The 24,945-nt window shown below is 41.2% G+C and carries 22 protein-coding genes; 5 read left to right on the plus strand and 17 right to left on the minus strand.

Going from position 1 to position 24,945, the window contains the following annotated elements; translation table 11 throughout:
- Positions 1-297: helical membrane plugin domain-containing protein (locus tag FNK51_RS00470; RefSeq protein WP_141992130.1), on the plus strand; the 297-nt coding region annotated here is incomplete at its 5' end.
- 39 nt (positions 298-336) lie between these two features.
- The gene (locus tag FNK51_RS00475; protein ID WP_141992131.1) at positions 337-1,518 is read left to right on the plus strand and encodes an NAD(P)/FAD-dependent oxidoreductase; all 1,182 of its coding nucleotides are present in this window, start codon (positions 337-339) and stop codon (positions 1,516-1,518) included.
- Between the two features lie 78 nt (positions 1,519-1,596).
- Here FNK51_RS00475 and chbG read toward each other — a convergent pair whose 3' ends face one another.
- The 5 genes from chbG to FNK51_RS00500 are packed head-to-tail and all read right to left on the minus strand — an operon-like array spanning position 1,597 to position 5,691.
- Positions 1,597-2,328: a chitin disaccharide deacetylase gene (chbG, locus tag FNK51_RS00480; protein WP_098370950.1), complete on the minus strand. Its 732-nt coding sequence runs from the start codon at positions 2,326-2,328 to the stop codon at positions 1,597-1,599.
- Positions 2,325-3,668 (minus strand): 6-phospho-beta-glucosidase, encoded by a 1,344-nt coding sequence (locus FNK51_RS00485; protein WP_141992132.1) that lies wholly within the window; start codon positions 3,666-3,668, stop codon positions 2,325-2,327. Before FNK51_RS00485 ends, chbG begins: the two co-directional genes overlap by 4 nt.
- Positions 3,665-4,012 carry a PTS sugar transporter subunit IIA gene (locus FNK51_RS00490; protein WP_098370952.1) on the minus strand — a complete coding sequence of 116 codons (348 nt, stop codon included), beginning with the start codon at positions 4,010-4,012 and terminating at the stop codon, positions 3,665-3,667. The genes FNK51_RS00485 and FNK51_RS00490 overlap by 4 nt, the downstream gene beginning before the upstream one ends.
- A 16-nt stretch (positions 4,013-4,028) precedes the next feature.
- Complete coding sequence (locus FNK51_RS00495; RefSeq protein WP_141992133.1) at positions 4,029-5,378, minus strand: PTS sugar transporter subunit IIC; 1,350 nt, start codon at positions 5,376-5,378, stop codon at positions 4,029-4,031.
- 4 nt (positions 5,379-5,382) lie between these two features.
- On the minus strand, positions 5,383-5,691 hold the full coding sequence (locus FNK51_RS00500) for a PTS sugar transporter subunit IIB (protein WP_076366378.1): 309 nt from the start codon (positions 5,689-5,691) through the stop codon (positions 5,383-5,385).
- A gap of 289 nt (positions 5,692-5,980) precedes the next feature.
- Between FNK51_RS00500 and FNK51_RS00505 the strand changes: the two genes are divergently transcribed.
- Positions 5,981-6,697 carry a GntR family transcriptional regulator gene (locus FNK51_RS00505; RefSeq protein ID WP_098371373.1) on the plus strand — a complete coding sequence of 239 codons (717 nt, stop codon included), beginning with the start codon at positions 5,981-5,983 and terminating at the stop codon, positions 6,695-6,697.
- 671 nt (positions 6,698-7,368) lie between these two features.
- On the opposite strand, the gene FNK51_RS00510 is transcribed toward FNK51_RS00505, so the two are convergent.
- The 4 genes from FNK51_RS00510 to FNK51_RS00525 form a co-directional block, all read right to left on the minus strand.
- A complete protein-coding gene (locus FNK51_RS00510; RefSeq protein WP_141992134.1) occupies positions 7,369-7,977 on the minus strand; it encodes a methyltransferase domain-containing protein in 609 nt (202 codons plus the stop codon).
- A gap of 112 nt (positions 7,978-8,089) precedes the next feature.
- Complete coding sequence (locus FNK51_RS00515; RefSeq protein WP_141992135.1) at positions 8,090-8,899, minus strand: SDR family NAD(P)-dependent oxidoreductase; 810 nt, start codon at positions 8,897-8,899, stop codon at positions 8,090-8,092.
- A 219-nt stretch (positions 8,900-9,118) separates the two neighbouring features.
- Entirely contained in the window at positions 9,119-9,484 is a 366-nt protein-coding gene (locus FNK51_RS00520) for a PqqD family protein (protein WP_141992136.1), read from the minus strand.
- The gene (locus FNK51_RS00525) at positions 9,474-11,366 is read right to left on the minus strand and encodes an OPT family oligopeptide transporter (RefSeq protein ID WP_098370957.1); all 1,893 of its coding nucleotides are present in this window, start codon (positions 11,364-11,366) and stop codon (positions 9,474-9,476) included. The genes FNK51_RS00520 and FNK51_RS00525 overlap by 11 nt, the downstream gene beginning before the upstream one ends.
- A gap of 343 nt (positions 11,367-11,709) precedes the next feature.
- Between FNK51_RS00525 and FNK51_RS00530 the strand changes: the two genes are divergently transcribed.
- Positions 11,710-12,363 carry a cupin domain-containing protein gene (locus tag FNK51_RS00530; RefSeq protein WP_141992137.1) on the plus strand — a complete coding sequence of 218 codons (654 nt, stop codon included), beginning with the start codon at positions 11,710-11,712 and terminating at the stop codon, positions 12,361-12,363.
- A 128-nt stretch (positions 12,364-12,491) separates the two neighbouring features.
- Here the strand turns inward: FNK51_RS00530 and mutL are convergent, their stop codons facing one another.
- The 6 genes from mutL to tdh all read right to left on the minus strand — a co-directional run bounded on the left by mutL (position 12,492) and on the right by tdh (position 21,468).
- The gene (gene mutL / locus FNK51_RS00535; protein ID WP_098370959.1) at positions 12,492-14,432 is read right to left on the minus strand and encodes a DNA mismatch repair endonuclease MutL; all 1,941 of its coding nucleotides are present in this window, start codon (positions 14,430-14,432) and stop codon (positions 12,492-12,494) included.
- A 22-nt stretch (positions 14,433-14,454) separates the two neighbouring features.
- On the minus strand, positions 14,455-17,082 hold the full coding sequence (gene mutS, locus FNK51_RS00540; protein ID WP_141992138.1) for a DNA mismatch repair protein MutS: 2,628 nt from the start codon (positions 17,080-17,082) through the stop codon (positions 14,455-14,457).
- Between the two features lie 278 nt (positions 17,083-17,360).
- Positions 17,361-17,900, minus strand: a complete 540-nt coding sequence (locus FNK51_RS00545) for an outer spore coat protein CotE (protein ID WP_141992139.1) — start codon at positions 17,898-17,900, stop codon at positions 17,361-17,363.
- A gap of 213 nt (positions 17,901-18,113) precedes the next feature.
- Positions 18,114-18,542, minus strand: coding sequence for a YlbF/YmcA family competence regulator (locus FNK51_RS00550; protein ID WP_098370962.1), 429 nt, complete (start codon positions 18,540-18,542; stop codon positions 18,114-18,116).
- A 1-nt stretch (position 18,543) separates the two neighbouring features.
- Positions 18,544-20,088, minus strand: a complete 1,545-nt coding sequence (gene miaB, locus FNK51_RS00555) for a tRNA (N6-isopentenyl adenosine(37)-C2)-methylthiotransferase MiaB (protein WP_141992140.1) — start codon at positions 20,086-20,088, stop codon at positions 18,544-18,546.
- Positions 20,089-20,427: 339 nt separating this feature from the next.
- Positions 20,428-21,468, minus strand: coding sequence for an L-threonine 3-dehydrogenase (gene tdh, locus FNK51_RS00560; protein ID WP_098371374.1), 1,041 nt, complete (start codon positions 21,466-21,468; stop codon positions 20,428-20,430).
- A gap of 424 nt (positions 21,469-21,892) precedes the next feature.
- Here tdh and FNK51_RS26325 point away from each other — a divergent pair, with 424 nt between their 5' ends.
- Positions 21,893-22,048: a hypothetical protein gene (locus FNK51_RS26325; protein WP_181762153.1), complete on the plus strand. Its 156-nt coding sequence runs from the start codon at positions 21,893-21,895 to the stop codon at positions 22,046-22,048.
- Positions 22,049-22,152: 104 nt separating this feature from the next.
- Here the strand turns inward: FNK51_RS26325 and FNK51_RS00570 are convergent, their stop codons facing one another.
- Both FNK51_RS00570 and FNK51_RS00575 read right to left on the minus strand, forming a co-directional pair.
- Positions 22,153-23,019 (minus strand): 2-oxoacid:ferredoxin oxidoreductase subunit beta, encoded by an 867-nt coding sequence (locus FNK51_RS00570; RefSeq protein ID WP_098370964.1) that lies wholly within the window; start codon positions 23,017-23,019, stop codon positions 22,153-22,155.
- Positions 23,006-24,763 (minus strand): 2-oxoacid:acceptor oxidoreductase subunit alpha, encoded by a 1,758-nt coding sequence (locus FNK51_RS00575; RefSeq protein WP_141992141.1) that lies wholly within the window; start codon positions 24,761-24,763, stop codon positions 23,006-23,008. The genes FNK51_RS00570 and FNK51_RS00575 overlap by 14 nt, the downstream gene beginning before the upstream one ends.
- Between the last annotated feature and the right edge of the window lie 182 nt (positions 24,764-24,945).

A 24,945-nucleotide genomic window follows, 5' to 3' on the forward strand; every position in this document is an offset into this window, starting at 1 on the left:
ACTGAGTTAGTGAATATTTTAACAAAGTCTTATGATTTCGCTCAATCGGTTGCGACTGATGATGTTTTGAAAAACGATACGGTCAGCGCCATTTCGGAGATCGCGACACCTGTAGTCGATTCAGTGAAAGGGCTTGCGGCTACTGCCATCGAAGCTAAGGATCGTGCTGAAGTGAATCATGACGTGATCGGTCTTTTTGGTCTGTTAAGAATGATGAAAGACCCTCAAGCACAAAAACTTTTCCGTTTCGCCCAAGCTTTTCTTGAAGTCTCTTCAGAACGTAAAAACCAAAAATAATTTGATAAACTTTCAATCAGTAAGGACGGGGGATTAACTATGTCAAAACAAATCGTCATCTTAGGTGCAGGTTACGCTGGATTGCTATCTGCCTTATCCGTACGTGAATATTACAATAAAGATGAAGTAAAGGTTACAGTGGTAAACCAATTTCCAACACACCAAATCATCACTGAATTGCACCGTCTTGCAGGCGGATCCATTTCTGAACAAGCCGTTTCCATTCCGTTGGAAAAACTTTTCAAAGGAAAAGATATCGACCTTATCATTTCCAAAGTGGATTCTTTCTCAGTCGATAACAAAGAAGTGAAACTTGCCAATGGTTCCACTTTATCTTATGATGCCCTGGTTGTTGCTTTAGGAAGCCAAACAGGATTCTTCGGCATTCCGGGACTTGAGGAAAACAGCATGGTCTTGAAATCCGTAAACGATGCAAACAAGATTTACAAACATATCGAAGATCGCATCCGCGAATATGCACAAACGAATAATGAAGCGGACGCAACCATCGTGATCGGCGGCGGCGGATTGACGGGCGTCGAGTTAATCGGTGAAATCGTGGATCATTTCCCTAAAATCGCCAAAAAATTCGGAGTGGACTTCAAGGACTTGAAAATCAAGCTAGTAGAAGCTGGTCCAAAAATCCTTCCGGTCCTGCCTGACCACTTGATCGAACGTGCGATGACAAGCTTGGAAGCACGCGGCGTTGAATTCTTGACAGGTCTGCCTATAACGGGTGTTAAAGGAAATCAAATCGAATTGAAAGATGGACAAACGATAACGGCCAATACGCTTGTTTGGACAGGCGGAGTTGCGGCTCTTCCTATCGTAGGCGAATCAGGCCTTGAAGTGGATCGCGGTAAAGCGACCGTTAATGAGTATTTGCAATCCAAATCCCATAATGACGTATTCGTTGTCGGGGACAGTGCCGTTGCGTTCCCTCCAGAAGGCGGCCGTCCATACGCTCCTACTGCACAAAATGCTTGGCAAATGGGTGAGCTTGTTGGATACAACCTATATGCAGCCTTTGAAGGCAAGAAACTTGAAGAATTTTCACCTGTAAACTCAGGTACACTTGCGAGCCTTGGCCGTAAGGATGCGGTGGCAACCGTTGGGGCCAATAACACTTCCCTTAAAGGCCTTCCGGCTACATTGATGAAAGAAGCAAGTAATGTTCGCTATCTATCACACATCAAAGCCCTATTCAGCTTGGCTTATTAATTTTTAGATATAGCACTCATTGAATTTAAAAGGACCATTCATCATTTGATGAATGGTCCTCTTTTGTAATTTAAGAAATCAAATCTTAACTTGGTTGATGCTGAATCTAAGGGAAAATCCCTCAGGTAATTTTGCATTCGTCAAAATCCGGGTTTCTTTCAGGCGTTTATCATTATAAGAGGAGACTTCCATCAATTCTTCATCCATATAAGCAGGATGGGTCATTATCTCCACGCTCGCCCCATCCGTTACCCTCCCCTTCAAGTTTTGAAAATAATCTTCAACCACCATATCTCCATAAAAATCGTCCAGGAATATATCTGTAACGGTTTGAATCCCAGCCAGGTGCCTTCCGGCATTACGCACTGGCAATCCGTATTTATCAGACAGCTTTTTTATTACAGGTAGAAATGCTGTGATCCCGTGTACATGATGATGGCTGTCGAAATGAGTTGGAAATAGACCAAATTCCAAGAATCTTTCGATTTGTGCTGACCACTCCCTCTCCAATTCCCTCAAGGAAATACCGGCAGGATCCCCATATATCAACCCTTGCTTTTTAAAGAAACCTGATTCGTCAACTAAACTTGGAACATCACTCAATAAAGGTTTACCCCATGTCAGCACTAAGTGTATACCTACCTTCAACGAAGGTGTCTTCTTTGCGATTTCAATCGCATGCTCCGTTGCTTTCGCATTCATCATGATCGTTGCCGAATTGACAATTCCATATTTGTGGCTATCCAAAATCCCATAATTCACCGCTTTAGTTAACCCGAAATCATCTGCATTTACAAGGACTTCAATCATGATAAATTATCCTGCAACTCCTTTTTTTCAAAAAACTGCGGCAAATACTCTTTATGCGCCTCCAACATTTCGTCTAAGATAAGTTTTGCAACCCGATCACTTGGAACGAGTGGATTGATCGTCATGGCAAGCAACGCAGTATCATAGTCCCCTGTAATTGCAGCTTCGATGGCTACCCTTTCAAAGGATTTGATTTGCTGAATTAAACCGCGGACTGCGACAGGAAGCTCACCTACATTGATTGGCTTAGGACCATCCTTAGTTATCACGCAACTGGTTTCAATCGCCGAGCCATAGGGAATGCCTTCAATCGCACCATGATTTACGGTATTTACCGCTTGAATATCTCGCTTATCAGTATGCATCGAGCAAATCAACCGCACAGCAGCATCACTGTAGTACGCACCTCCGCGCTCTTCAAGCTGCGGCGGCTTGATTGCCAGATCCTTGTCTTTGTATAGCTCGAATAAACCTGTTTCAAGTCTTTGAACGACCTCTGCACGTGTTTCCCCTTTTTCTGCATCCTTCAATTCTTGGGCTAGCACATCTCCCGTTTTATAATAGTAGTTGTGGTATGGACACGGAAATAGGTTTAACGCTCTTAGGAATTCCGGTTCCCAGCCCATTGCATGGATATTCTTCATCGTAACAGCATTAGATGGATCTGTAATCAAATGGATGATTTGATCTTTGACACTCTCGCCATCAACGAATACATCCAAGCCGTAAACCATATGGTTCAAGCCAGCAAAGTCGATCCGGACTCTTGATGGCTCTACATCCATTAAATCCGCAACACCTCGTTCCATACCAATCGGCACATTGCAAAGGCCGATGATTTTGGAAATATTACTGTGACGCAGAACTGCTTCCGTTACCATTCCTGCAGGATTCGTGAAGTTAATCAGCCATGCTTCCGGACATAATTCCTCCATTTCATGAGCAATATCCAGAATGACGGGAATCGTTCTAAAAGCCTTGAAAAGCCCGCCTGGTCCATTCGTCTCCTGTCCGATCACTCCGTGTTTCAATGGAATCTTTTCATCAAGCGCCCTTGCTGCGAGCTGGCCAACCCGCAGCTGGGTTGTTACATAATCAGCGCCTTTAAGCGCTTTCTTTCTGTCTAGCGTGAGATGGACTTCAATATTCACACCAGCCTTTTCAATCATCCTTTTTGCCAAATTCCCGACAATTTCTAGCTTTTCCTTTCCCGCTTCGATGTCCACGAGCCAAATTTCACTTACAGGAAGTTTTTCATGATATTTGATGAAACCTTCAATCAATTCAGGCGTATAGCTCGAACCTCCGCCAATCGTGACAATCTTCAACCCCTTGCTCATTCAGCAGTCCTCTCCTTCACAGCATCTGCATGTAAGAATTCTTCGCGTAGATCAATCATTTCAATTGCAAGATCCTTTATAGTCATCGCTGTCATTAAATGATCTTGTGCATGCACCAGGATAATGGGAAGATCAAATTGGTCCCCGCCCGCCTCAGCATGGATTAATTGGGTTTGGTATTTATGGGCCTGCAGTAATTCTGTTTCAGCTTCGGCTATTTTCACGCGAGCAGAATCAAAATTCCTTTTCTTTGCTTCCTGCATCGCTTCCATTGCAAAGCTTCTCGCATTCCCGCTATATAAAATCAATTGAAAGGATAGTTGGTATAATTCTTCTTTTTCCATTTTCATCACTTCTTTCTTAAACGCTTAGCGTTTCTGAATCTTTTGTAAGCTCTGTTTTATTTTTGGTGTCTATCTTCACTTGAGCATAAACGAATGGTAAATAAATCGCTGTTGAAATGACTAAGTTGATTGCAGCCAAGACCGCTCCGGACATATGCCCGCCTGTTGCCAGGAATCCACCCACGATCGGAGGGGTAACCCATGGAATCTTGGCGACAATTGGGAAAACCATTCCGCTGCTTACTGCGATATAAGAAATCACAGTTGTAATTACCGGGCCGAGAACAAATGGGATGAACCACATTGGATTCAGAACGATAGGCAATCCGAAAAGAATGGGTTCGTTAATCTGGAACACTCCTGGTGCCCCTCCGAGTGCAATCATCTGTTTATACCGTTTCCGACCGGCAATGATCATTGCAATGATAAGGCCCAATGTTGCACCAGATCCGCCTAAATAAACAAATGCATCCAGGAAAGAACCCGCCAATACCCCGTATTGATCCATGTCTTTGACGCCTTTTGCATATAAATCGATATTTTTCACTCCCGAACTTTCAAAAAGCGGTGTCGTGATCCCGCCAAGGATATTGGGTCCATGCAAACCGATCATCCATAATAAATGAACAAGAAATACTAGTAAAATAGCGAATGGCAGTGAATCTACTGCACTTTGTAATGGAGATACAATCACTTTACTAAGCCAGTCATTCAGTATCTGCCCATCCGTAATTTTACGGAATAGCAGTCCGAATACACCAGCGATAAAGATCGTCGCCATACCCGGCACTAACTTTGCAAATGAACGTGCTACCGCTGGGGGTACTCCATCAGGCAGCTTGATGACTAAATATTTCACTCGTGAAAGTCTCACAAAGATTTCAGTGGCAATTAAGGCAACGACAATACCTGTAAATAGGGCTGTTGCATTAAAATAGTTAACGCTTACAAAACCCCATGCCCCGCCTGTTACATCCTTATCATCGATGGTTAAAGTGACATTTCCGATTTGAGGCAATAATAAGAAGAAACAGGCTGCGGAAACCAGCATCGCTTCAAAACCATCGTCACCGTATGATCGTGCCAATTTATAAGAGATGCCGAATACCGCAAATACCGTCATGAATGCAAAGGTTCCAAACCAAATATCACCGCCCAGCGTATTCCATGCAGGACCGAAGATGGCCTCCATCATTCTTCCGTAAGGCCTGATGACTTGCCCGAGATTATTAAACAGGACGGCGAATGACCCAATCATTGTAATCGCTATCATTCCAATCAATGCGTCACGAATCGCAAGCAAATGCCGGTTATTTCCTACCTTTACCGCCCCAGGCATAATATACTTATCAATAAAAGTCATCATATCCTTATTCTCCTTTTATTAAAGTAGTGGCTTGTTTTAATACTTCTTCACCATTACATAGTCCATAGAACATTGGATTGATGGTTGCGACTGGAATACCCTTTTCTTTCCCCGCTTCCTGTAACTTGGAAAGAAGATATCTAACCTGCGGACCTAATAAAATCACATCGGCCTTATCTATTTCATTGTTCACTTCTGTAGAACCCACAGCCCATATACGACATTCTATCCCTTGTTTTTTAGCGCTTTCCTCCATCTTGGTAACTAATAAACTAGTAGACATCCCCGCAGAACAACATAATAAGATATTCATTGAAATTACCCCCCTTTTTAATGATTGATTATTCAGTATTTTTAAGTAAGACTAAACCGCATTTTTGTAATAATCCATGTTACTTTGTTTTATCACTTCCCTTGAAAGGCTATATGAAATGGGTATTATTACCCTCATACATACATTGTAGTTACAAATTGAAAAAATATCAACACAATTTTTAATTTGTTACTACAAATTTTCGATTTAAAGTTGATTATTGAACTTATCCGAGATAATCTATATGTATAGATTGGGAATGAACATAGGAGGAATCACTGTGGAGACCATGAATAAAGAAGCGGCATTGCATTCCATAGTTAAGGAATCGATTATCGATCTCATAAAAAATGGCGAATATCAACCAAATACAAAATTACCGACTGAGGCCGAATTTTGTAAAATATACGGAGTAAGCAGGACAACAGTTCGTACGGCCTTACAGCAATTGAACGTCGAAGGCTACATCTACCGTGTTCAAGGCAAAGGGACTTTCGTTTCGGAGAATAAAGTGAAGCAATTTCTTACAAGCACGGTTGAAAAGTTCTCTGAGCAAGTCACGATGCAAGGAAAAAACCCTTCTACAAAGGTCATTAGCTTAAAGGTGATTGAAGCAAATGCTACCCTTGCCAAGCTTTTCAAACAAAATATTGGAGACCCCGTAAATAAACTGGAACGGATACGTTACGTAAACGACATCCCCCTTCAATATGAAATTGCCTTTCTCCCTTGGTATAAAACACCCGGGCTAAATATCGAAGCCTGCGAAAAATCACTCTTTAAAGTACTTGAGACACAATTTAATTTAAAAGTAAAAAAAACAGTCGAACACTTGGAGTTTTCACTTGCCGACGATTCCATTTCTGACAAATTGGATGTGCCGAACGGTTCACCTTGTTTTTCCTTAGAAACTTACACATATGAGAATGACGGATCGGTCATTGAATTCTCTAAAACTCTCTTTAGAGGCGATCGTGCACACTTTGTCATCGAGCGGAACTATTGATTATAAATATATAAAAAAATGGGATGCCTTATTAATTAAGGCATCCCATTTTTTTGTATACTTTTTATACGGCATATTGATTCTAATACGGAATGCTCACACCGAATCATGATTTTTAAAAGGAGACATTTTTTACTGATGAAACCCTCACAAGATTGAAGTAATTTGCGATACTCCTGCCGACAAGTCTCCGCTGGATGCTTGCTTTGATGAGGCTTTGCAGACAATCTGCGGAAAGAGAGCGAATTTCTGAAACCAACTGGAACTTATTAAAAAAACTCTGTAGGCAAACTGGCTTTTCATCGAATTCGACTACATTATGAGAGGAAATCATAACGATTGCCTTTTTTCGTTGCGCACCTGGATATATATATTTACATAATTACAAATACATTGATTAAATGGGTAAAATTGATAAATATTGCATAATAAACTAATCTAATAGACTAGGGATATACGGACAACAGCCGGAAGCTCTGGACCATTTTAACTTTTATGATTTGGCATCAAATTTATATAGAAAAACAATATGAATCACAGTCTCAAAAGATTTTACAATATGCTGTAAATTAAGCATCTTTAATGGCTTCACTCATTGCACCCAAGCACCAATGATTGCTTGGTTGCTTTTAATATTTACTTGATTATCACCAAAAAAAACGTGTCTCCATTCAATTCAACAATTCATACATGACGAATTTCTCAAAAGGATTAGATTCAGTCAAGCCAGGTAACATCACTTCGTTTTTCAGCTCGAAGGCGGTTTGATTTTCGAGGAAAAAAATATAATCCTGTGAAGGATAAAATAATATAAGTTCTATTTGGCGCGGTTCTTTTTCAAAGGAAAGCAAAATGTTATTGATGATTTTCATGAAAATCTGTACCGAGAACGGATTAAAGAAATAAAAACGATTGTCTTTCGTATCAATATCATATTCTTCTGCCAAACAACAGTGGAATTCTATATTTCCATTGTTGTTTTTCCTTTTCTTCATGTAGCCATTCAGATTCTCGATCGCTTCTTTATAGAAATTTTCATTCATCTCCACGCCAACCACAGATGATTGATATAAGTGATGGATAAAAAAATTCAAGCGCCCTTTACCGCATCCAAAATCCACAATGCGATCATTTCTTTTCAGTGCATATTTTTTGAATAAATGTTCTAATGCACTGTATGGCGTAGGTTCATAGCGGTGATAATGCAAAGAATCATTGAATTTTTTTTGTTCACCTTCCGTCTTGATGTTCAGCATTTCATCATAATTCGTTACTTCCATAGTTATCTGCACCTGCTTCATGTTTTTTTAAATTTAGGGCTTCCTAATTAAAAACCCCGGATAAGGCTAATCTTATCCAGGGTAAAGTTTTGTTATATGAATGTCCAGACAATTAATTGGATTTTGCTTTAGTTACATAATCATTAAAATCAGAGATGCTTGGGTTTGCCATATAATGACCGCCTTCTACTTGGATCGTCTGACCTGTAATGAATTTGGACTCATCAGATGCAAGGAATAGAACTGTATATCCGATATCATCCGCTTCACCATGATATGGCAATGCATTAAATTTGGCAAAAATATCGAGTACGGCCGGAGGCATATTATTTTTCGCTGCAGGAGTTAAAATAAGGCCTGGTGCCACTCCATTACAACGAATATGATCTTTACCATACTGTGCAGCGATATAACGGGTCAAATTCACTACCCCCGCTTTGGACGCACCATATGCAGATCGTATGGAGTCACCTGTAAACCCAGCCATCGAGGCAGTATTGATTATCGATCCCCCTCCCACTTTAATCATGTGAGGAATTGCAAACCTGCTTCCCAATAAGACACTTTTTAAATTCACATCCATAAGTCGGTCCCATTCTTCCAAATCTAAATTCACGACATCCAGATCTTTATGCAGGTTAGTTAAACCCACATTATTAACAAGTACCGTAACCGTACCATATTGTTCAATTGTAAAGTCGACTGCTGCCTGGATAGAATCTGCTTGTCCAGCATCCAAGAATACTCCAGCCGCTTCCCCACCTTGTTTTTTAATGTTTTCGGCCGCTTCTTTTGCTCCTGCTTCGTTAAAATCAGCAATCACGACTTTTGCGCCTTCTTTAGCCATCAGTGTGGATATGGATAACCCTATACCCGAAGCTCCACCTGTCACTAATGCTACTTTACCTTGTACTCTTCCCATAATAACCCACCTGCTCTTCAAAATTGAATATCACTGCTTTATTCATCATGACTACCAGTACAAGAATACAATATCTATAAAGTTATTACAAATAATTATACCTATAGTCCAATTTCTTAAAATGGAGATCATTAGAATGTCATAAACTTAATGAAAATTTTGTTTACCAAATCCAAAACAGAAAAAAGCTGAAGCTTCAAAAAGAGCTTCAGCTTTTTTTCATTTTTCTTCTTCATCATTCCATATGATCCAATCATGAACCTCAAGAATTTCCAGAAACTTCATCAACCGCGGTAAGGCTGGTTCTGCTTCCTCACCAAAATGTTCACTCATCGCTTCAGAAATCTGATTTACATTCCTTTGGAACTGCATCTGTTTAATGGCATATGCCCCAAACTTATCAAGCTTGATTTTACGGACTGATGGTTGTTTAAAGAAACGAATTGTAATTCGTTCCACAAAATTGGTCCTTTGAATGACCAAAAAAGTTGCTTCCGAAGATTCATGTACCATAGTGACGCGTCTTTCCAAAAGGGGAACCATAGTTAACAGGTTCCTCTTTTTTGATTGGCGTTTATGAAGCATCTTCTTTTTTCCCTTTGCTGGATACGAACCATAGCAATCCAGCTAGAGCTAGGAATAGTAAGAATGGCAGCAAATTGCTGGCTAATTTAGCCGCAGCCGGAACTTGGACACCTGCTGCGATCAATATGGCAATAAGTACACCAATCAATGATTCACCTGCAATTAAACCTGAGGCAAATAATACCCCTCTATCAACCCGTGCTTTAAGCGCTTCTTTTGTTTTCGAGAAGAACTCAACGAAGAATCGAATAAATCCACCGATCATGATTGGGGCACTAGTATGGACCGGCAAGTAAATGCCGACTGCAACAACAAGTGAATTCAGACCGAAAAACTCTAATGTGATGGAAATAGCAGCACCGATAAAGATGAGAGTCCAAGGTAAATCCCCCCCAAGAACACCTTCAGCAAGTATTTTCATTAGTGCCGCTTTAGGTGCAGGTAGTTCTGCAGATCCCATCGTATATGCATTATCCATCAGAACCAGGATAAAACCAATGACCGAAGCGGACGCAACAACACCGATCATCATGGCAACTTGTTGTTTCCATGGTGTTCCGCCGACTATATATCCTGTTTTTAGATCTTGTGAAACATCACCTGAAACCGCAAGTGCTGTACAAATGATCGCCGCGACGGTTAATGCGGCTACCATTCCAGTCGTACCAGTAAAACCAGTAGCTTTATAGACAATGGCCACAATCAATAGTGTAGCTATCGTCATTCCAGAAACAGGGGAAGAAGAACTTCCGACGATTCCAACAACCCTTGAAGCCACTGTTACGAATAAAAATCCAAAAATCGCAATTGCAATCGCACCGATGATTCCTACATCTGTTATAGGTGTGAAAGCAATGATTAAAATTACGATGATCGTTCCCAGCCAAACGTATTTAGCCGGCATGTCTTGTTCTGTACGGATTGAACCTGATTTTAGTTGTCCTTTATTGGCTTTTACGCCTTTAAGAGTATCAAAAACTGAACTGAAAAGTATTGGTAATGTTTTGATCAATGTGATTAATCCGCCAGTTGCAACGGCACCAGCACCAATATAGCGTATATAATTATCCCAAATTCCCCATGCATCCAATTCACCGATCGGTACATCAGAAGGGAAAATGGCTGTTCCATTGCTTCCGCCAAAAAAGCTGATGGCCGGTATTAGAACGACCCAGGCTAATAAACCCCCACCTAGCATTTGTCCTGCAACACGCGGTCCAATAATATAACCTACACCCAAAAGGGAAGGAAAGGCATCAAGACCAACCACTGCATTTTTAAAATTCGTGATTCCTGTTTCAACCTCTGTCTTGAAAAGCTTAAACCCATCACCAAGCCCTTTAACGACACCGCCGATAACCAAACCGGCTCCGATTAGTTTCGCGCTTGTACCACCCTTTTCTCCTGATTTCAGGACCTCGGCACATGCCGTACCTTCAGGATATGGTAATGTTTCATGTTCCCTTACAATCAAAAGCTGTCGAAGGGGAACCATCATGAAGACCCCTAAAAATCCCCCAGTTAATACAACGAAAATGATGAATGCTTGACTCACGTCCATGTCCCACATGAATAGTGCTGGTATGGTAAATACAGCACCGGCACCAATAGCCTCACCTGCCGTGGTCATCGTTTGCACAATATTGTTTTCTAATATTGAATCCCTGCGAAAAACCCCTCTTAAGATAGCCATTGAAATTACCGCTGCGGGTATTGAAGCAGAGACAGTTAAACCAATAAGTAGGCCTAAGTATGCATTTGCCGCCCCGAATACGATTGCAAGAATGATCCCTAGAATGATTGCAGTTGCAGTCAATTCCGGTAGAGATTTAGATGCAGAGACGTACGGGACGAATTTACTCTCTTTTGAATTGTTCGACAATTTAGCCACTTCCTATGTTAAACTTTAAAATCATAAAGAACATTATATCACTGTAATTTAAAGTCACGCAATGGGAAAATTCTGCTTATCAAAAGTTTGATTATATCCAATAATCAGATTAGTAGTTTCGATTTTATAATATATAAAAATAACATTTATCTCATAACCATCTGTTTTCGGCCTATTCGTTACATGAAATCACTGCATCTCATTCATTCGATGTCGGGACCATCAGCACTCCTTATTAGCTCCATGAGCAAATAACCCACTGGGTTATTGCACATTAAAATGAGATTTAACATATCCTGAAAAATCAAGTATTAAAAAAAGGAATGATAAATTCATGGTTTCCTATATGGACTATACTTCACCATCCACACAATACTTTTTTGATGTTAATAAAAGCAATTTAATGAAAAAAGACAATCAAAACTATATAAATGTATTAGGTATCAAACAATTGAACACACTCGAAAATGTTTCTCTATTAGATATTTACCTTAGTTCAAACAATGTCGTAGAACCGCATTATCACCAAAATGCTGCAGAGCTAGTGTATTGCATTTCTGGAGCTGCAACCGTTTCATTACTGAATCCTTTTACTAAGCAAATACAAAATTACCCCATTAAACCTGGCCAAGTAGCCAATGTTCCACAAGGTTGGTGGCATTATGAAGTGGCTAATATGGATAATACTCACCTGCTGGCCATATTTAATGCACCAACACCTGAGGTGATCCTGGGTTCGGATATCTTAAAATTGACACCTGCAAATATTATGGCACATACGTATTGCATGGATGAAAACCAATGGAAAAAAGCAATTGCGCCAGTTCAACCCTCAACATTCATCGGTCCGCCAGCCAACTGCCATCGAGCGTCCGAAGAAGACATGCAGCAATATCCGCAATATAATAATCACTATGATAACCAAATGTATACTGCCCCGGCATACAACTATCAATTCCAGCCCACTCCCCCATATTATTATTATTGAAGATAAGTGTTGTGAACTTAATTAACCCTGTCCAAGCCCTATATCCCTTTCATGGATGGCGTCTAATAAATCAGAATCGAAAAAGGCAATGGAGAACCCCGTACATAAGGGTTCTCCATTGCTTTTCATTACATGATCCTTTTGAACATTTTCTCCATTTCATAAATGGAATAAGAGATGATGATAGGTCTTCCATGAGGACATGTGAAGGGATCGGTTGTCCGCCTTAGTTCATCCAATAGTGCTTGGATTTCATCATTGCGCAGATGACGGTTTGCCTTTATTGAGGCTTTACAGCTCATCATGATGGCTGCTTCTTCACGCAATTTTTTGATGTCGACCTTTTTCATCGATAGCAATTGTTCTATCATTTCCTCAAGGATTTCCTGTTCAATTCCTTTAGGGAACCATTGTGGATGAGATCGGACAATATAGGCGTTATAGCCAAACTCTTCTAAATAGACGCCGACTTTTTCCAATTCATGCCGATATTCATTTATCCTGATACATTGGTCTGTTGAAAATTCAAGGGTGATGGGAACCAGCATATCCTGTAGCTCGTTTTCAACACGTCCGACCTTTTCTTTAAAATATTCGTATTTGATCCGTTCCTGGGCAGCATGTTGGTCTATGATGTACAAACCTTTTTCGTTTTGGGCGAAAATATAGGTTCCATGCATTTGCCCAATTGGGTACATGGGAGGGATGCGGCTTTCCGGTTCATTTACCTCAATTTCTTCCTCTTGTTCGACAGTATAGGTTGTATACTTTTCAGCTGACTCGTAATTTGGTTTGCTTTCATCATCTTGTAAGACCGGAATATAGGCATCTGCCATTTGCTGCTGTTCATTGCTATAGATTATTTCCTTTATTGGTTCAAGATTGAAATCTTCATTATGATCCACGTAACTCTTTTGTTCCTGCTTTTCCCGAATCAAGGTATCCTTCAAGAGTGAAGCTTCTTTCTTGGCTTCTTCAAGGACCCGCTTGCCGCTTTCCACAACATGGTCCAATTCCAGCGTAGTTTGCTCACTTTTCACCTGCTCCGGCTTTGGTGTTGGTGTATATCCACTTGGTATTAGAGACATCTTTTTAAACGAAGATTTGATCGTTTCCGATACAAGACTGTACAATTCCTGTTCCTTGCTGAGCCTTACCTCCATTTTGGATGGATGTACATTGACATCGACAAGAATCGGATCCATTTCAATATTCAACAAAGCAATTGGAAAACGCCCAATTGGAAGAAGTGTATGGTATCCATCCAGGATTGCTTTCACCAGCGCATAGTTTTTAATGAAGCGGCCGTTTATCATGGTTGAAATATAATTCCTTGAAGCCCGGGTGACCTCAGGCATAACGATATATCCGGATAATTTGAAGTCCAAGGAGCTTGCCTGAACCGGAATCATCTTTTTGGCAATATTCGTACCATAGATTGCGGCTAGCACCTGCCTGACATCACCGTTACCATTCGTATGCAGGATTCGCTTCTCGTTGTGTGATAACCGGATAGAAACATCCGGATGCGAAAGTGCGAGCCTGTTAGCGACATCCGTAATATTTCCTAGCTCGGTATGAATGGTTTTCATGTATTTCAACCTTGCAGGAGTATTGTAAAACAAGTCGGAAACCAGGATATCCGTTCCTTTCCGGCTTGATGAAGCCTCGAGTTCCTTAACCATGCCGCCTTCAAGAAGTATGCGCGTTCCCACACCTTCGCCTGTGCTGCTTTTCATTTCAAAACGGGAAACTGAAGCAATACTGGGCATTGCTTCACCGCGGAAGCCAAGTGTTCGAATTCGGAAAAGATCATTTTCATCTTTTATTTTACTTGTGGCATGGCGTTTAAATGCCGCTTCTATGTCATCAGCCAAAATCCCATCGCCATTATCCACGATCCGAATGGAACCAAGTCCAGCCTCCACCAATTCAATCTCTATAATGGTACTGTTTGCATCTATTGCGTTTTCCACAAGTTCCTTAACGACTGAGGCTGGGCGTTCAACAACTTCGCCAGCTGCGATTTTATTTGATAAAGCCTCATCAAGCTGTATGATTTTTCCCATTTTTATCGCCTCGCTTTAATTCTCATTTAAGTTTCTTTTGTAATTTATAAAGGGTATTCATTGCCTCAAGCGGCGTCATTTCAAGGATATCCAGTGATTTTATGTCATCCAGCACCTTTTTTTCCTTAGGTGAAGAATTCACTCTTCCTTTAGGAGCCTCTTCCCCAAAGAAGGAAAGCTGTGCTTCATTGACGGATGTTACCGGGGCAGCTTCGGCAATAGGTGCTTCTACAGCGGCAGCAGGCTGTTCAGGCATCGCCTTTGCCTGTCCATTTTCATTTTCTAGCTGCGCTAAAATAGCAGCCGCCCGATCTATTAACTGCTCAGGTAAATCAGCTAGCTTAGCCACATGGATTCCATAGCTTTTATCTGCTGGCCCTTCTTTTATTTTATGAAGGAAAACGACATTTCCATTTTGCTCAATGGCACTGACATGGATATTTTTCAATTTTGGCAGTTCCGCCGCCAATACAGTCAATTCGTGATAATGAGTCGAAAAGAGAGTCTTTGCCCCAATTTCCTCATGAATATATTCAATGATGGCCTGAGCAAGCGCCATCCCATCATAAGTTGATGTTCCCCGCCCTATTTCATCAAATAATATCAAACTGTTTTCCGTCGCATTCATGATGGCATTTCTTGCTTCAAGCATCTCGACCATGAATGTACTTTGACCGGAAATCAAATCATCTGCCGCGCCAATCCTAGTAAACACCTTATCAAAAATAGGCAATTCAGCTATACTTGCTGATACGAAGCATCCAATTTGCGCTAGAATCGATGTTAGCGCAATTTGACGCATATACGTACTTTTACCCGACATATTTGGTCCTGTGATCAAAAGTAACTCCCTTTCTCCACCCATAAAGCAGTCATTGGGGACATACTCCTGTGATTGAAGGACTTTCTCGACCACTGGATGCCGGCCTTCCTTCAGTACGATTCTCCGATCATCAGAAAAGACTGGCTTCACATAATGGCGTTCTTCGCTAATCGTTGCAAAGCACTGCAGGACATCCAGTTCACTGACGCCTTTCGCTAAATCCTGTAAGCGCGGGATATAGCTTTTGACCTCTTCACGAAGATTGAGGAATAGGTCATACTCCAAACTGATGCTTTTTTCTTCTGCTTGTAAAATCAAAGCTTCCTTTTCTTTCAATTCAGGTGTGATATAACGTTCGGCATTCGTTAAAGTTTGCTTTCGTTCATACCGGCCTTCTTCAAGCAGATGCAAATTGGCTCGTGTGACTTCAATGTAATAGCCAAATACACGATTATATCCGATTTTCAATGATTTGATCCCAGTACGTTCCCGCTCTTCGCGTTCAAGCTGCGCAATCCAAGTTTTCCCGTTTCTGCTGGCATCCCTGTATGTATCCAGCTCCTTATGGAAACCATCCTGAATGATATTCCCTTCCTTCACGGACAATGGCGGGTTTTCTACAAGCGCCGTTTCAAGCAAATCCGTCACTTCTTCGCAAGGATCCAATTTATCGGCCAAAATTGAAATATCCTGATTGGATGCCATTGATTTCACGATTTCACGAATGATCGGCACCTGTTGCAATGAACGTTTCAGTTGAATCAAGTCCCGAGCGTTTACATTCCCGAAGGCCACCCTTCCGGCAAGCCGCTCCAAGTCGTACACTTCCTTAAGGCGTTCACGTAAGTCCTGCCGTTCGAAGTATTGATTTTTCAGGGTTTCAACAAGGCTTTGTCTCCGCTCGATCTGCTTTTTATTAATGAGCGGTCTATCAATCCATTGTTTCAACATCCTTCCGCCCATGGCCGTTTTCGTTTCATCAAGCAGCCATAATAATGAGCCTTTTTTACCTTTGGAGCGAATGGTTTCAGTTAATTCCAAATTGCGTTTGCTATAATAATCAATTTTCATATATTGTGATGTTTCATATGCAAGCACTGGCTGTAAATGATCCAGGCTGCGTTTTTGGGTACGGTAAAGATAATTCAATAAACGTGAGGTCGTTGTCGCCAGTTTCTGGTCTTTTAACAGATGAAGCAATGCAACGAATGACTCGCTTTGAACCAAATTATTCTCTAGGGATAGAGCGGCAGCGCCCCGTTCTTGCAGCCTTTTTTTCCATTCTTCATTGAAATCCTCGGCAATGACCACTTCACTCGCACCAAGTATGGCAAATTCATTCAGGACTTCCTCGAAACTCTCAATCAAAGTGACCTTATTTTCCCCTGTCGATAAATCATTGTATCCAAAGCCAAACTGACCATCCGTGAAATATGTGATGGTGGCAATATAATTATTTTCCTTTTCACGTAGACCCTTACTATCCATTTTCGTTCCCGGAGTAATCAGCTGGACAACTTCCCTGCGTACCACACCTTTGGCTTGCTTCGGATCTTCGGTTTGTTCACAAATAGCTACTTTAAAACCTTTTTCTATCAATATATCAATATAATTAGCAGCCGAGTGATACGGAATGCCGCACATCGGAATTCGCTCTTCACTACCGCCTTCTCGGCTCGTTAATGTGATTTCGAGCTCTTGTGATGCATTCAGTGCATCGTCAAAAAACATTTCATAAAAATCGCCTAAACGAAAAAATAAAAAGGCATCCTGATACTCTGCCTTAATTTTTAAATATTGCTGTATCATCGGAGTATATCCAGCCATTCCTTCAAAACCTTTCCAAACTAAAATCTATTACACATTTATGTCCTTCATTATAACATACGGGAAAGCAACATTGCCTGTATTCGAAATTGCATGGTAAATCAATTATCCTTTGAATTCAAACTTTTTTTTGAGCTACCTATGCAAAGCCATACGCACTGATATAGTAACATTCCATCCCTTTTTTTAATCATGGCCAGGCCTGCAATGGACTTGTCCCGCTTCAAATTAAATAAAACCGGATGAAGGGAATGTCATCCGGTATTAATTTCTAAATTCTATTCGTCTTCGAATTCATCAAGGAAATCCGGATCTAAATCTTCGAAATCCTCATCATCGAAATCAGAGCCCCAGTCATCCTCGCAGCGGCCATCTGGACTAACAGCGACACAAATTTTCGTTTCGCCGACGACTTCCACAAAGAATTCCCGTTCCACATGGACAATGATTTTTTGTCCACATGGGGAGATGACAGCTTCTAAACAATTCGGCTGTTGGACAGCGTTTGCAACGATTTCATGGTCATCAAGACAATCGGGATCACGGTATTTCAGCGAAATAACGTCGGTATATTGCACTTTTTCAGTTACAACTTCCGTCTTCGAATTACGGTTATAAGAATACCAGACGTTGATTTCGTAGCTGCCGTGAATTTCTACCTTTTTGCCGACTTTCTTTGCATCGTATTTATGGTTGATGATCCAACAACCTAGAATGCTAGAAGGATGATGAGCCGGGCAAATGGTGTGAGAGGACTTTGTAAATTTACGTCCTTTTGCCACCACCGCTTTAGTAATTATCTCTCTAAATTGTGACATGCTAGCGAACCCTCCTCATACAGTTTCCATTCATCCTATGCGTGGTAAAAGTCTAGTGTGCGTAGAATTTTAATTGTTTGAAAACTGCTGTAATGTTTTAAACCTAGGTTATTTTATGCTCAAGTTTTGGGATATGTGTCACGAATGGGCACTGTATAAGGATTTTCGAATATTAAAAAGCCCTTCTGAAATCAGAAGGGCTTTTTATAATATTCATGAACAGCTTCCGCCGCCTGCTTGTACCTGTGAACCTGTCTCACCGCGAAGGACGTCTCCTTCGGTCGATTCAATGATCAGGTCGGTCACCTTGTTCGATACTTGTGATGAGACCATTTGTAAAAGATCATTTACATCCACTTGGGATTGTTTGAATTCCTGCACGATCGGAAGTTCATCCAATTGTTTTTCCAGCAAATCAATTTTGGCCTGAACTTGGCTGTATGCTTTCTCTTTGCCGTAATGCTGGAAGTTTACAGCCTGTTTTTGCAAGCTCTTGATGCTGGCGATCATTTCACGGATTTTTTGGTTTTCATTGATGTGAGCTTCTGCCCGTTTAAAGAAATCGACTTCTTCCGTGCTGGCGATCATTTCAGCAAGCTCGGCCGCTTTATTCAGAATGTCATCTTTAGTATATTTAGTCATATTACTCCACCTCAATCGCCGTTGCTTCTTCAACCATATCCCCATTTAATGACCATGTTTTCGTTCCGGTGATTTTCACTTTTACGATTTGGCCAATAGCGGATTTTGGTCCTTTGAAGTTCACGAGCTTATTTTTCGTTGTATAACCTGCTAATACTTCCGCATTCTTCTTGCTCTCGCCTTCAACGAGCACTTCAACAATCTGTCCATCATACTCTTTCATTTTCAATGCGCACGTTTCATTGACAAGGGCATTCAAGCGTTGCAGACGTTCCTTTTTCACTTCCATCGGTACATTATCCTGCATTTTAGCAGCCGGTGTTCCTTCACGTGGTGAATAGATGTAAGTATATGCTGCATCGAAACCAACTTCACGGTATAAAGACATTGTTTCTTCAAAGTGCTCTTCCGTTTCATTCGGATAGCCTACAATGATGTCAGTGGTTAGCGATGCACTTGGGATAGCTTCCTTGATCTTTTTTACTAGCTCTAAATATTGTTCGCGTGTATATTTACGGGCCATGATTTTAAGTGTGTCCGTACTTCCCGATTGAACTGGAAGATGGATATGGTCAACGAGATTGCCGCCTTTAGCCAGTACTTCAATCAAGTGATCATCAAAATCACGGGGATGGCTTGTCGTAAAACGAATACGCGGAATATCGATTTTACGGATTTCATCCATCAAATCGCCGAAACGATATTCGATATCCGTAAAATCTTTGCCGTAAGCATTCACATTCTGCCCAAGCAGGGTTATTTCCTTGTAACCCTGTGCCGCTAAATGACGGACTTCTTGGATTATATCTTCAGGCCTGCGGCTTCTTTCTTTCCCCCTTGTGTAAGGTACGATGCAGTAAGTACAAAACTTATCGCAGCCATACATGATATTGACCCACGCCTTCGTTTTTCCTTTACGCACTTTCGGAAGGTTCTCGATTACATCACCTTCTTTGGACCAAACCTCAATGACCATTTCCTTGGAAAGATAAGCTTCATTAAGAATTTGCGGCAGCCGGTGGATATTATGCGTTCCGAAAATCATATCCACAAAATGGTGCTTCTCTAGAATCCGCTTTACAACTGACTCCTCTTGTGACATACAACCGCAAACCCCAAGCAATAGATCCGGCTTTTCCAATTTCAATGATTTTAAATGCCCCAATTCACCAAACACTTTATTCTCTGCGTTTTCCCGAATCGCACAAGTGTTAAGTAAAATGACGTTAGCATCATCCACCGTGTCTGTCGGCTGATAACCAAGTGCCATAAAGATGCCCGCCATGACTTCTGTATCATGTTCGTTCATTTGACAGCCATAAGTACGAATGTAAAACTTTTTACCTTCTCCCATTCCACGGAAACCTTCAGGAATTGCAAAGTCATCATGATATTCTACTTCTTCTTTTCCTCGCTTTTTCGCATCTTTTAAGGAAGGCGGAATATAAACGGCTTGAAAGTACTTACTGAAGTCCTTTTCGGATTTTTTGTCCGCTGGATTCTCAGCCTGTACTTGTTGTGATTCTAATCGTTGTTTCTCGTTCATAGTTAATCTCCTTTCAAAATAGTTAGTTTATTTCTTTCACCAACTATTTCAAGACCTATCTTCAAATGGTTTTATACGGTTTCCTTTTTAAGAATTCCCAGTAAATATTAGCTATTAAGTGTGATATATCCACATTATTATAGTATAAAGCTTTTAACAGCAAGAAACAATCATTCTGTCGTGGCTTCTTCGATTGTAAGAATTTTTTCACAAATACGGAAAATAGGAACATGAAATAAGAGGCTATTACAAAATTAGCCTCTCATCATTTTTGGATGACGCTATCCATTGCCTATATTTTCCAAATCCAGACAATTCAATTTCAACCTTTTCAGATGATTAAGGAATAAGGAGAACCTTACCACACTGACCTTTGATCATCAGTTCAAATCCCTTTTCAAAATCGCCAAGTGAAAAACGGTGGGTAATCATTGGTTTTACATCAACCTTGCCACTTTCAAGCAGACTTGAAACCTGTTGCCAGGTTGAAAACATCTTCCTTCCAGTTATCCCTTGGACAGTAAGACCCTTGAATACAATATCCTCCGTTATATTAAGCGTGACGGGCTTAGAAGGCAAACTTAGTATTGATATTCTACCACCATTCGTCGCCATCTTAAACCCTTGTTGGATAGCTGCAGGATTACCGCTCATTTCGCAAACAACATCCACCCCATCCGCACTTGTGAGGCCTTTCGTGATTTCCAATGGATCCTGTTTAATTGAATGAATGAGGTCTGTAGCACCCATCTTTTTGGCAAGCTGAAGTCGATAATCATTAATATCTAGAGCGATTACTTTATCAGCTCCCGCGGCCTTTGCTACAGCAATCGCCATAAGCCCAATTGGACCACAACCGATTATTGCCACCGTTTTACCCAGCACCTCGCCAGCTAGCACTGAGTGGACTGCGTTACCCATCGGTTCTTGGATGGTAGCAATATCGAGTGGCATATCACTTGGATTTTTCCATAAATTTTTGGCTGGCAGAGCTATATACTCTGCAAAGCACCCTTGTTTATCAACACCGATAATGTTTGTTTTTTTACAAATATGGAATTGCCCGGTTAAGCACTGCCTGCATGTACCGCAAACGATATGTGTTTCGGCAGATACACAATCACCAACTGAAACATTACTGACCCTTGCTCCTATCTCGATTACTTCCCCAGCAAATTCGTGCCCAAATACGTATGGTGGACTCACTCTTCCCTGTGACCATTCATCCCAGGTGAAAATATGAATATCCGTTCCGCAGATCGAGGTCATTTTCACCCGAATCAAGACCTCGTCATCACGAATATCCGGTATATCGACAACTTGTAATTGTGCCCCATAACCTCGGTGGTGTTTGACGACGGCTTTCATTTTACCTCTCAACATGTACATTCCCCCTGAAATAGGGCTGCTCTCTTCATCTACCTTAATATGTAAAAGATATGAAAAATCCATCACAAAAATACCATAATCGCTTTTGTATCGGCCTTTTCACATTAATAATGATGATTTTTAGGGCATTCGTACATTTTTGTTAAATGGGTCATGTTTCTATAGCATCTTTTCTGCTCTCGAATAAGATATCTTGTACAACAAAATTATGAAGGAGTGACTTATATGTCATGTGGATGCAATAATCATGATCATCATGATCGGGACCGCGATCGGGACAGAGATCGGGACAGAAATAACGATAGAATCGCAGACGATTTTTGTCGTGCTGTGAGGGGCTGTAATAGGCGCGATCGGGACCGTGACCGTGACCGCGATCGGGACCGCGATCGGGACCGCGATCGGGACCGTGATCGTGATCGTGACCGCGATTGTGATCGTCACCATCATCATCATCATCACAATGACCGTTGTTGTTGTAGAAGAAGGAATCGTTGCAATTTCTTCGGTTTCGGCGGTTTCGGTTGCGGTTTTTAACCGTAACTTCGGCGGATGCCATAACGATTGTTAAGCTAAGCCAGTAATAAGCGTTCTAGCATGAGGCATAATTACTGGAGCGCTTAATTTTTCACAAAAAAGGTTCACCCCATCTTAAGGGGTGAACCTTTTAACTTTTTACATAAATTCAGCAACAAGCTTATCAAAGTGTTCTTGATCCAGTGTCAGCTCTGATTTATTTAACGCTTTTTCAGCATACCCTGGCACTAATTCCTGGTACGAAGGGCGTGAAGAGTCCTGATAAATAATCCCTGTCACAAGGCTGTCATGTTGCATCAAAGTCTGCATGGCCTGTTCTTTATTTGATGAATCATAGCCTTCAATCGTGTTCAATTTAGTTAAGTTTTGTTTAAACCAATCATACGTATTGATCTTATTATATGTTACGCAGGGAGAGAAAACATTGATAAAGGAGAATCCTTTATGGTTTATCCCTGCTTCAATGATCGCCGTCAGGTCTTTCAAGTCAGTGGAAAAGCTTTGGGCGACAAACGTTGCACCAGCTGACAATGCTAATTCCATAGGTGAAACAGCTTGTTCTATTGATCCTTCTGGAGTGGATTTCGTTTTAAATCCAGCAGCGGACCTAGGAGAAGTCTGGCCTTTTGTCAATCCATAAATTTGGTTATCCATGACAATATACGTAATGTCGATATTACGGCGGATCGCATGGATGGTGTGTCCCATCCCGATTGCAAAACCATCTCCGTCACCGCCTGAAGCTATAACGGTCAATTCACGGTTGGCCATTTTTACTCCTTGGGCAATTGGCAGTGAGCGGCCATGGATGCCATGAAAACCATAGGACTTGATGTAACCCGATATACGACCTGAACAGCCGATACCGGAAACAACGGCCAAATTCTCCGGCTCCAATCCTACATTGGCTGCCGCACGCTGCATGGCAGCCTGAACGGAGAAATCTCCGCAGCCAGGACACCAGTTAGGTTTTACATCATTCCGAAACTCTTTAAACGTTGCCATATTCGAACATCTCCTTGCATTGTGTGTGAATTTCATGCGGGAGGAATGGGTTGCCATCATATTTTAGGATGCTTTTAATTTTATTAACATGTCCAACATTCATCTTGATAATATTAGCCAATTGTCCAGTCGCATTATTTTCAATAACTACTACTTTCTTAGCACTTTGCACCAATGATAGGACTTCATCAGCTGGGAAAGGATGAATCAAACGGATATGCGCATGATTCACTTTCATTCCATCCGTTTCTAACCGGCCAATCGCTTCATCAATCGTCCCGCGTGTTGAGTTAAAGCCAAGAATTAATAAATCCGCTTCTTCATGCGGTGTGTTTTTGTATACTGGTGTTTGGAATGTGTTAGTTAAATTATTCAGCTTACGCATCCGTTTATCCATTTGCAATTTACGATTCAAAGCCGTCTCAGAAGGTCTGCCCGTTTCATCATGTTCAACACCTGTAACATGGTGAATTCCATTTTTCATACCAGGCACTACACGTGGTGAGACTCCGTCTTCCGTTACTTCATAACGCTTGAAGTAAGATTTGTTTTCAGACTCTTCAATTTCAAAGTCAACCAATTTTCCGCGTCTTATCTCCACTTTGCCATAATCAAGCGGCTGAACCGTTTGTTTACCTAATGATAGCTGTAGGTCGGATAAAACGATAACTGGACATTGATATTCCTCTGCAAGGTTGAATGCTTCTGCCGTATCATAAAAGGCTTCCTCAACAGTACTCGGAGCCATGACGATTTTAGGTATTTCACCATGTGTACCATAAATCATGGCCATTAAATCTGATTGCTCCTGTTTTGTAGGAAGTCCCGTAGATGGACCACCACGTTGAGTATCGACGATGACAATTGGCGTTTCGGTAATGCCCGCTAAACCAATCGCTTCCATTTTCAAGGAAAGTCCAGGTCCAGCTGAAGCTGTGATGGCGCGTACACCGCCATAGTTTGCACCGATTGCCATTGTAGCCGCCGCGATTTCATCTTCAGTTTGTATGACCGTCCCACCAAATTGAGGAAGTTTTTTAATTAAGTATTCCATAATTTCAGAAGCCGGGGTAATCGGGTAAGCTGCCATGAAGCGGCAACCGCCTGCAACTGCGCCTAAAGCGATGGCATCGTTTCCGATCATGAACATTCGTTTTTGGCCGTCTGCCTTTTCCAGCTCCATTGCGCCAAGTTTTTCTCCAAGCATCACTTCCATTGCCTTATAGCCAGCAGTAATGGCATCCATATTCTTCTTAACGATTTCTTCACCTTTACGGCCGAATATTTCATCAACCACATCGTTGAATACGGAAATTTCCATACCTAGAACAGCACATGTCGCACCGATGGCGACCATATTTTTCATTAATGATGTTCCTAATTCGGCTGCTATTTCCGTAAATGGAACAATATATAATTCCGCCTTTGTATCTTCTGGGCAGACAGGTTTGAATTTTGCATCTGCGATTATGATGCCACCCTCATGTAATTCTTTATAATTGACGTCAATTGTTTCTTGGTCAAAAGCAACTAAGATGTCTAAATCATCAGAGATAGCACGAGTTTCCGTAGTACTTACACGAATTTTGTTATTCGTGTGTCCACCCTTGATTCGGGATGAGAAATGACGGTAGCCATACAAGTAATAACCTAAGCGATTGAGGGCAATACAGAATATTTCTCCTGTACTTTCAATACCTTCACCTTGTTGTCCGCCAACTTTCCATGAAAGTTGATTGATCATGTCTTACACTCCTTTAGGACGTTCGTATATAAATGCATTTAACCGCACCTCTCTTCAGAACATTCAACTATGTATAATTAATCGTTCTAATTTAGGAAAGGTGTACTAAACGCTTTCAATTCTATCGGTTAAATCATTAAATTGCAACCTTTTTGCTTTTATTTTTTATATTTTCAGAATAT

The organism is Bacillus sp. B4EP4a, assembly GCF_006680105.1.
Lineage (GTDB): Bacteria > Bacillota > Bacilli > Bacillales > DSM-1321 > Peribacillus > Peribacillus simplex_E.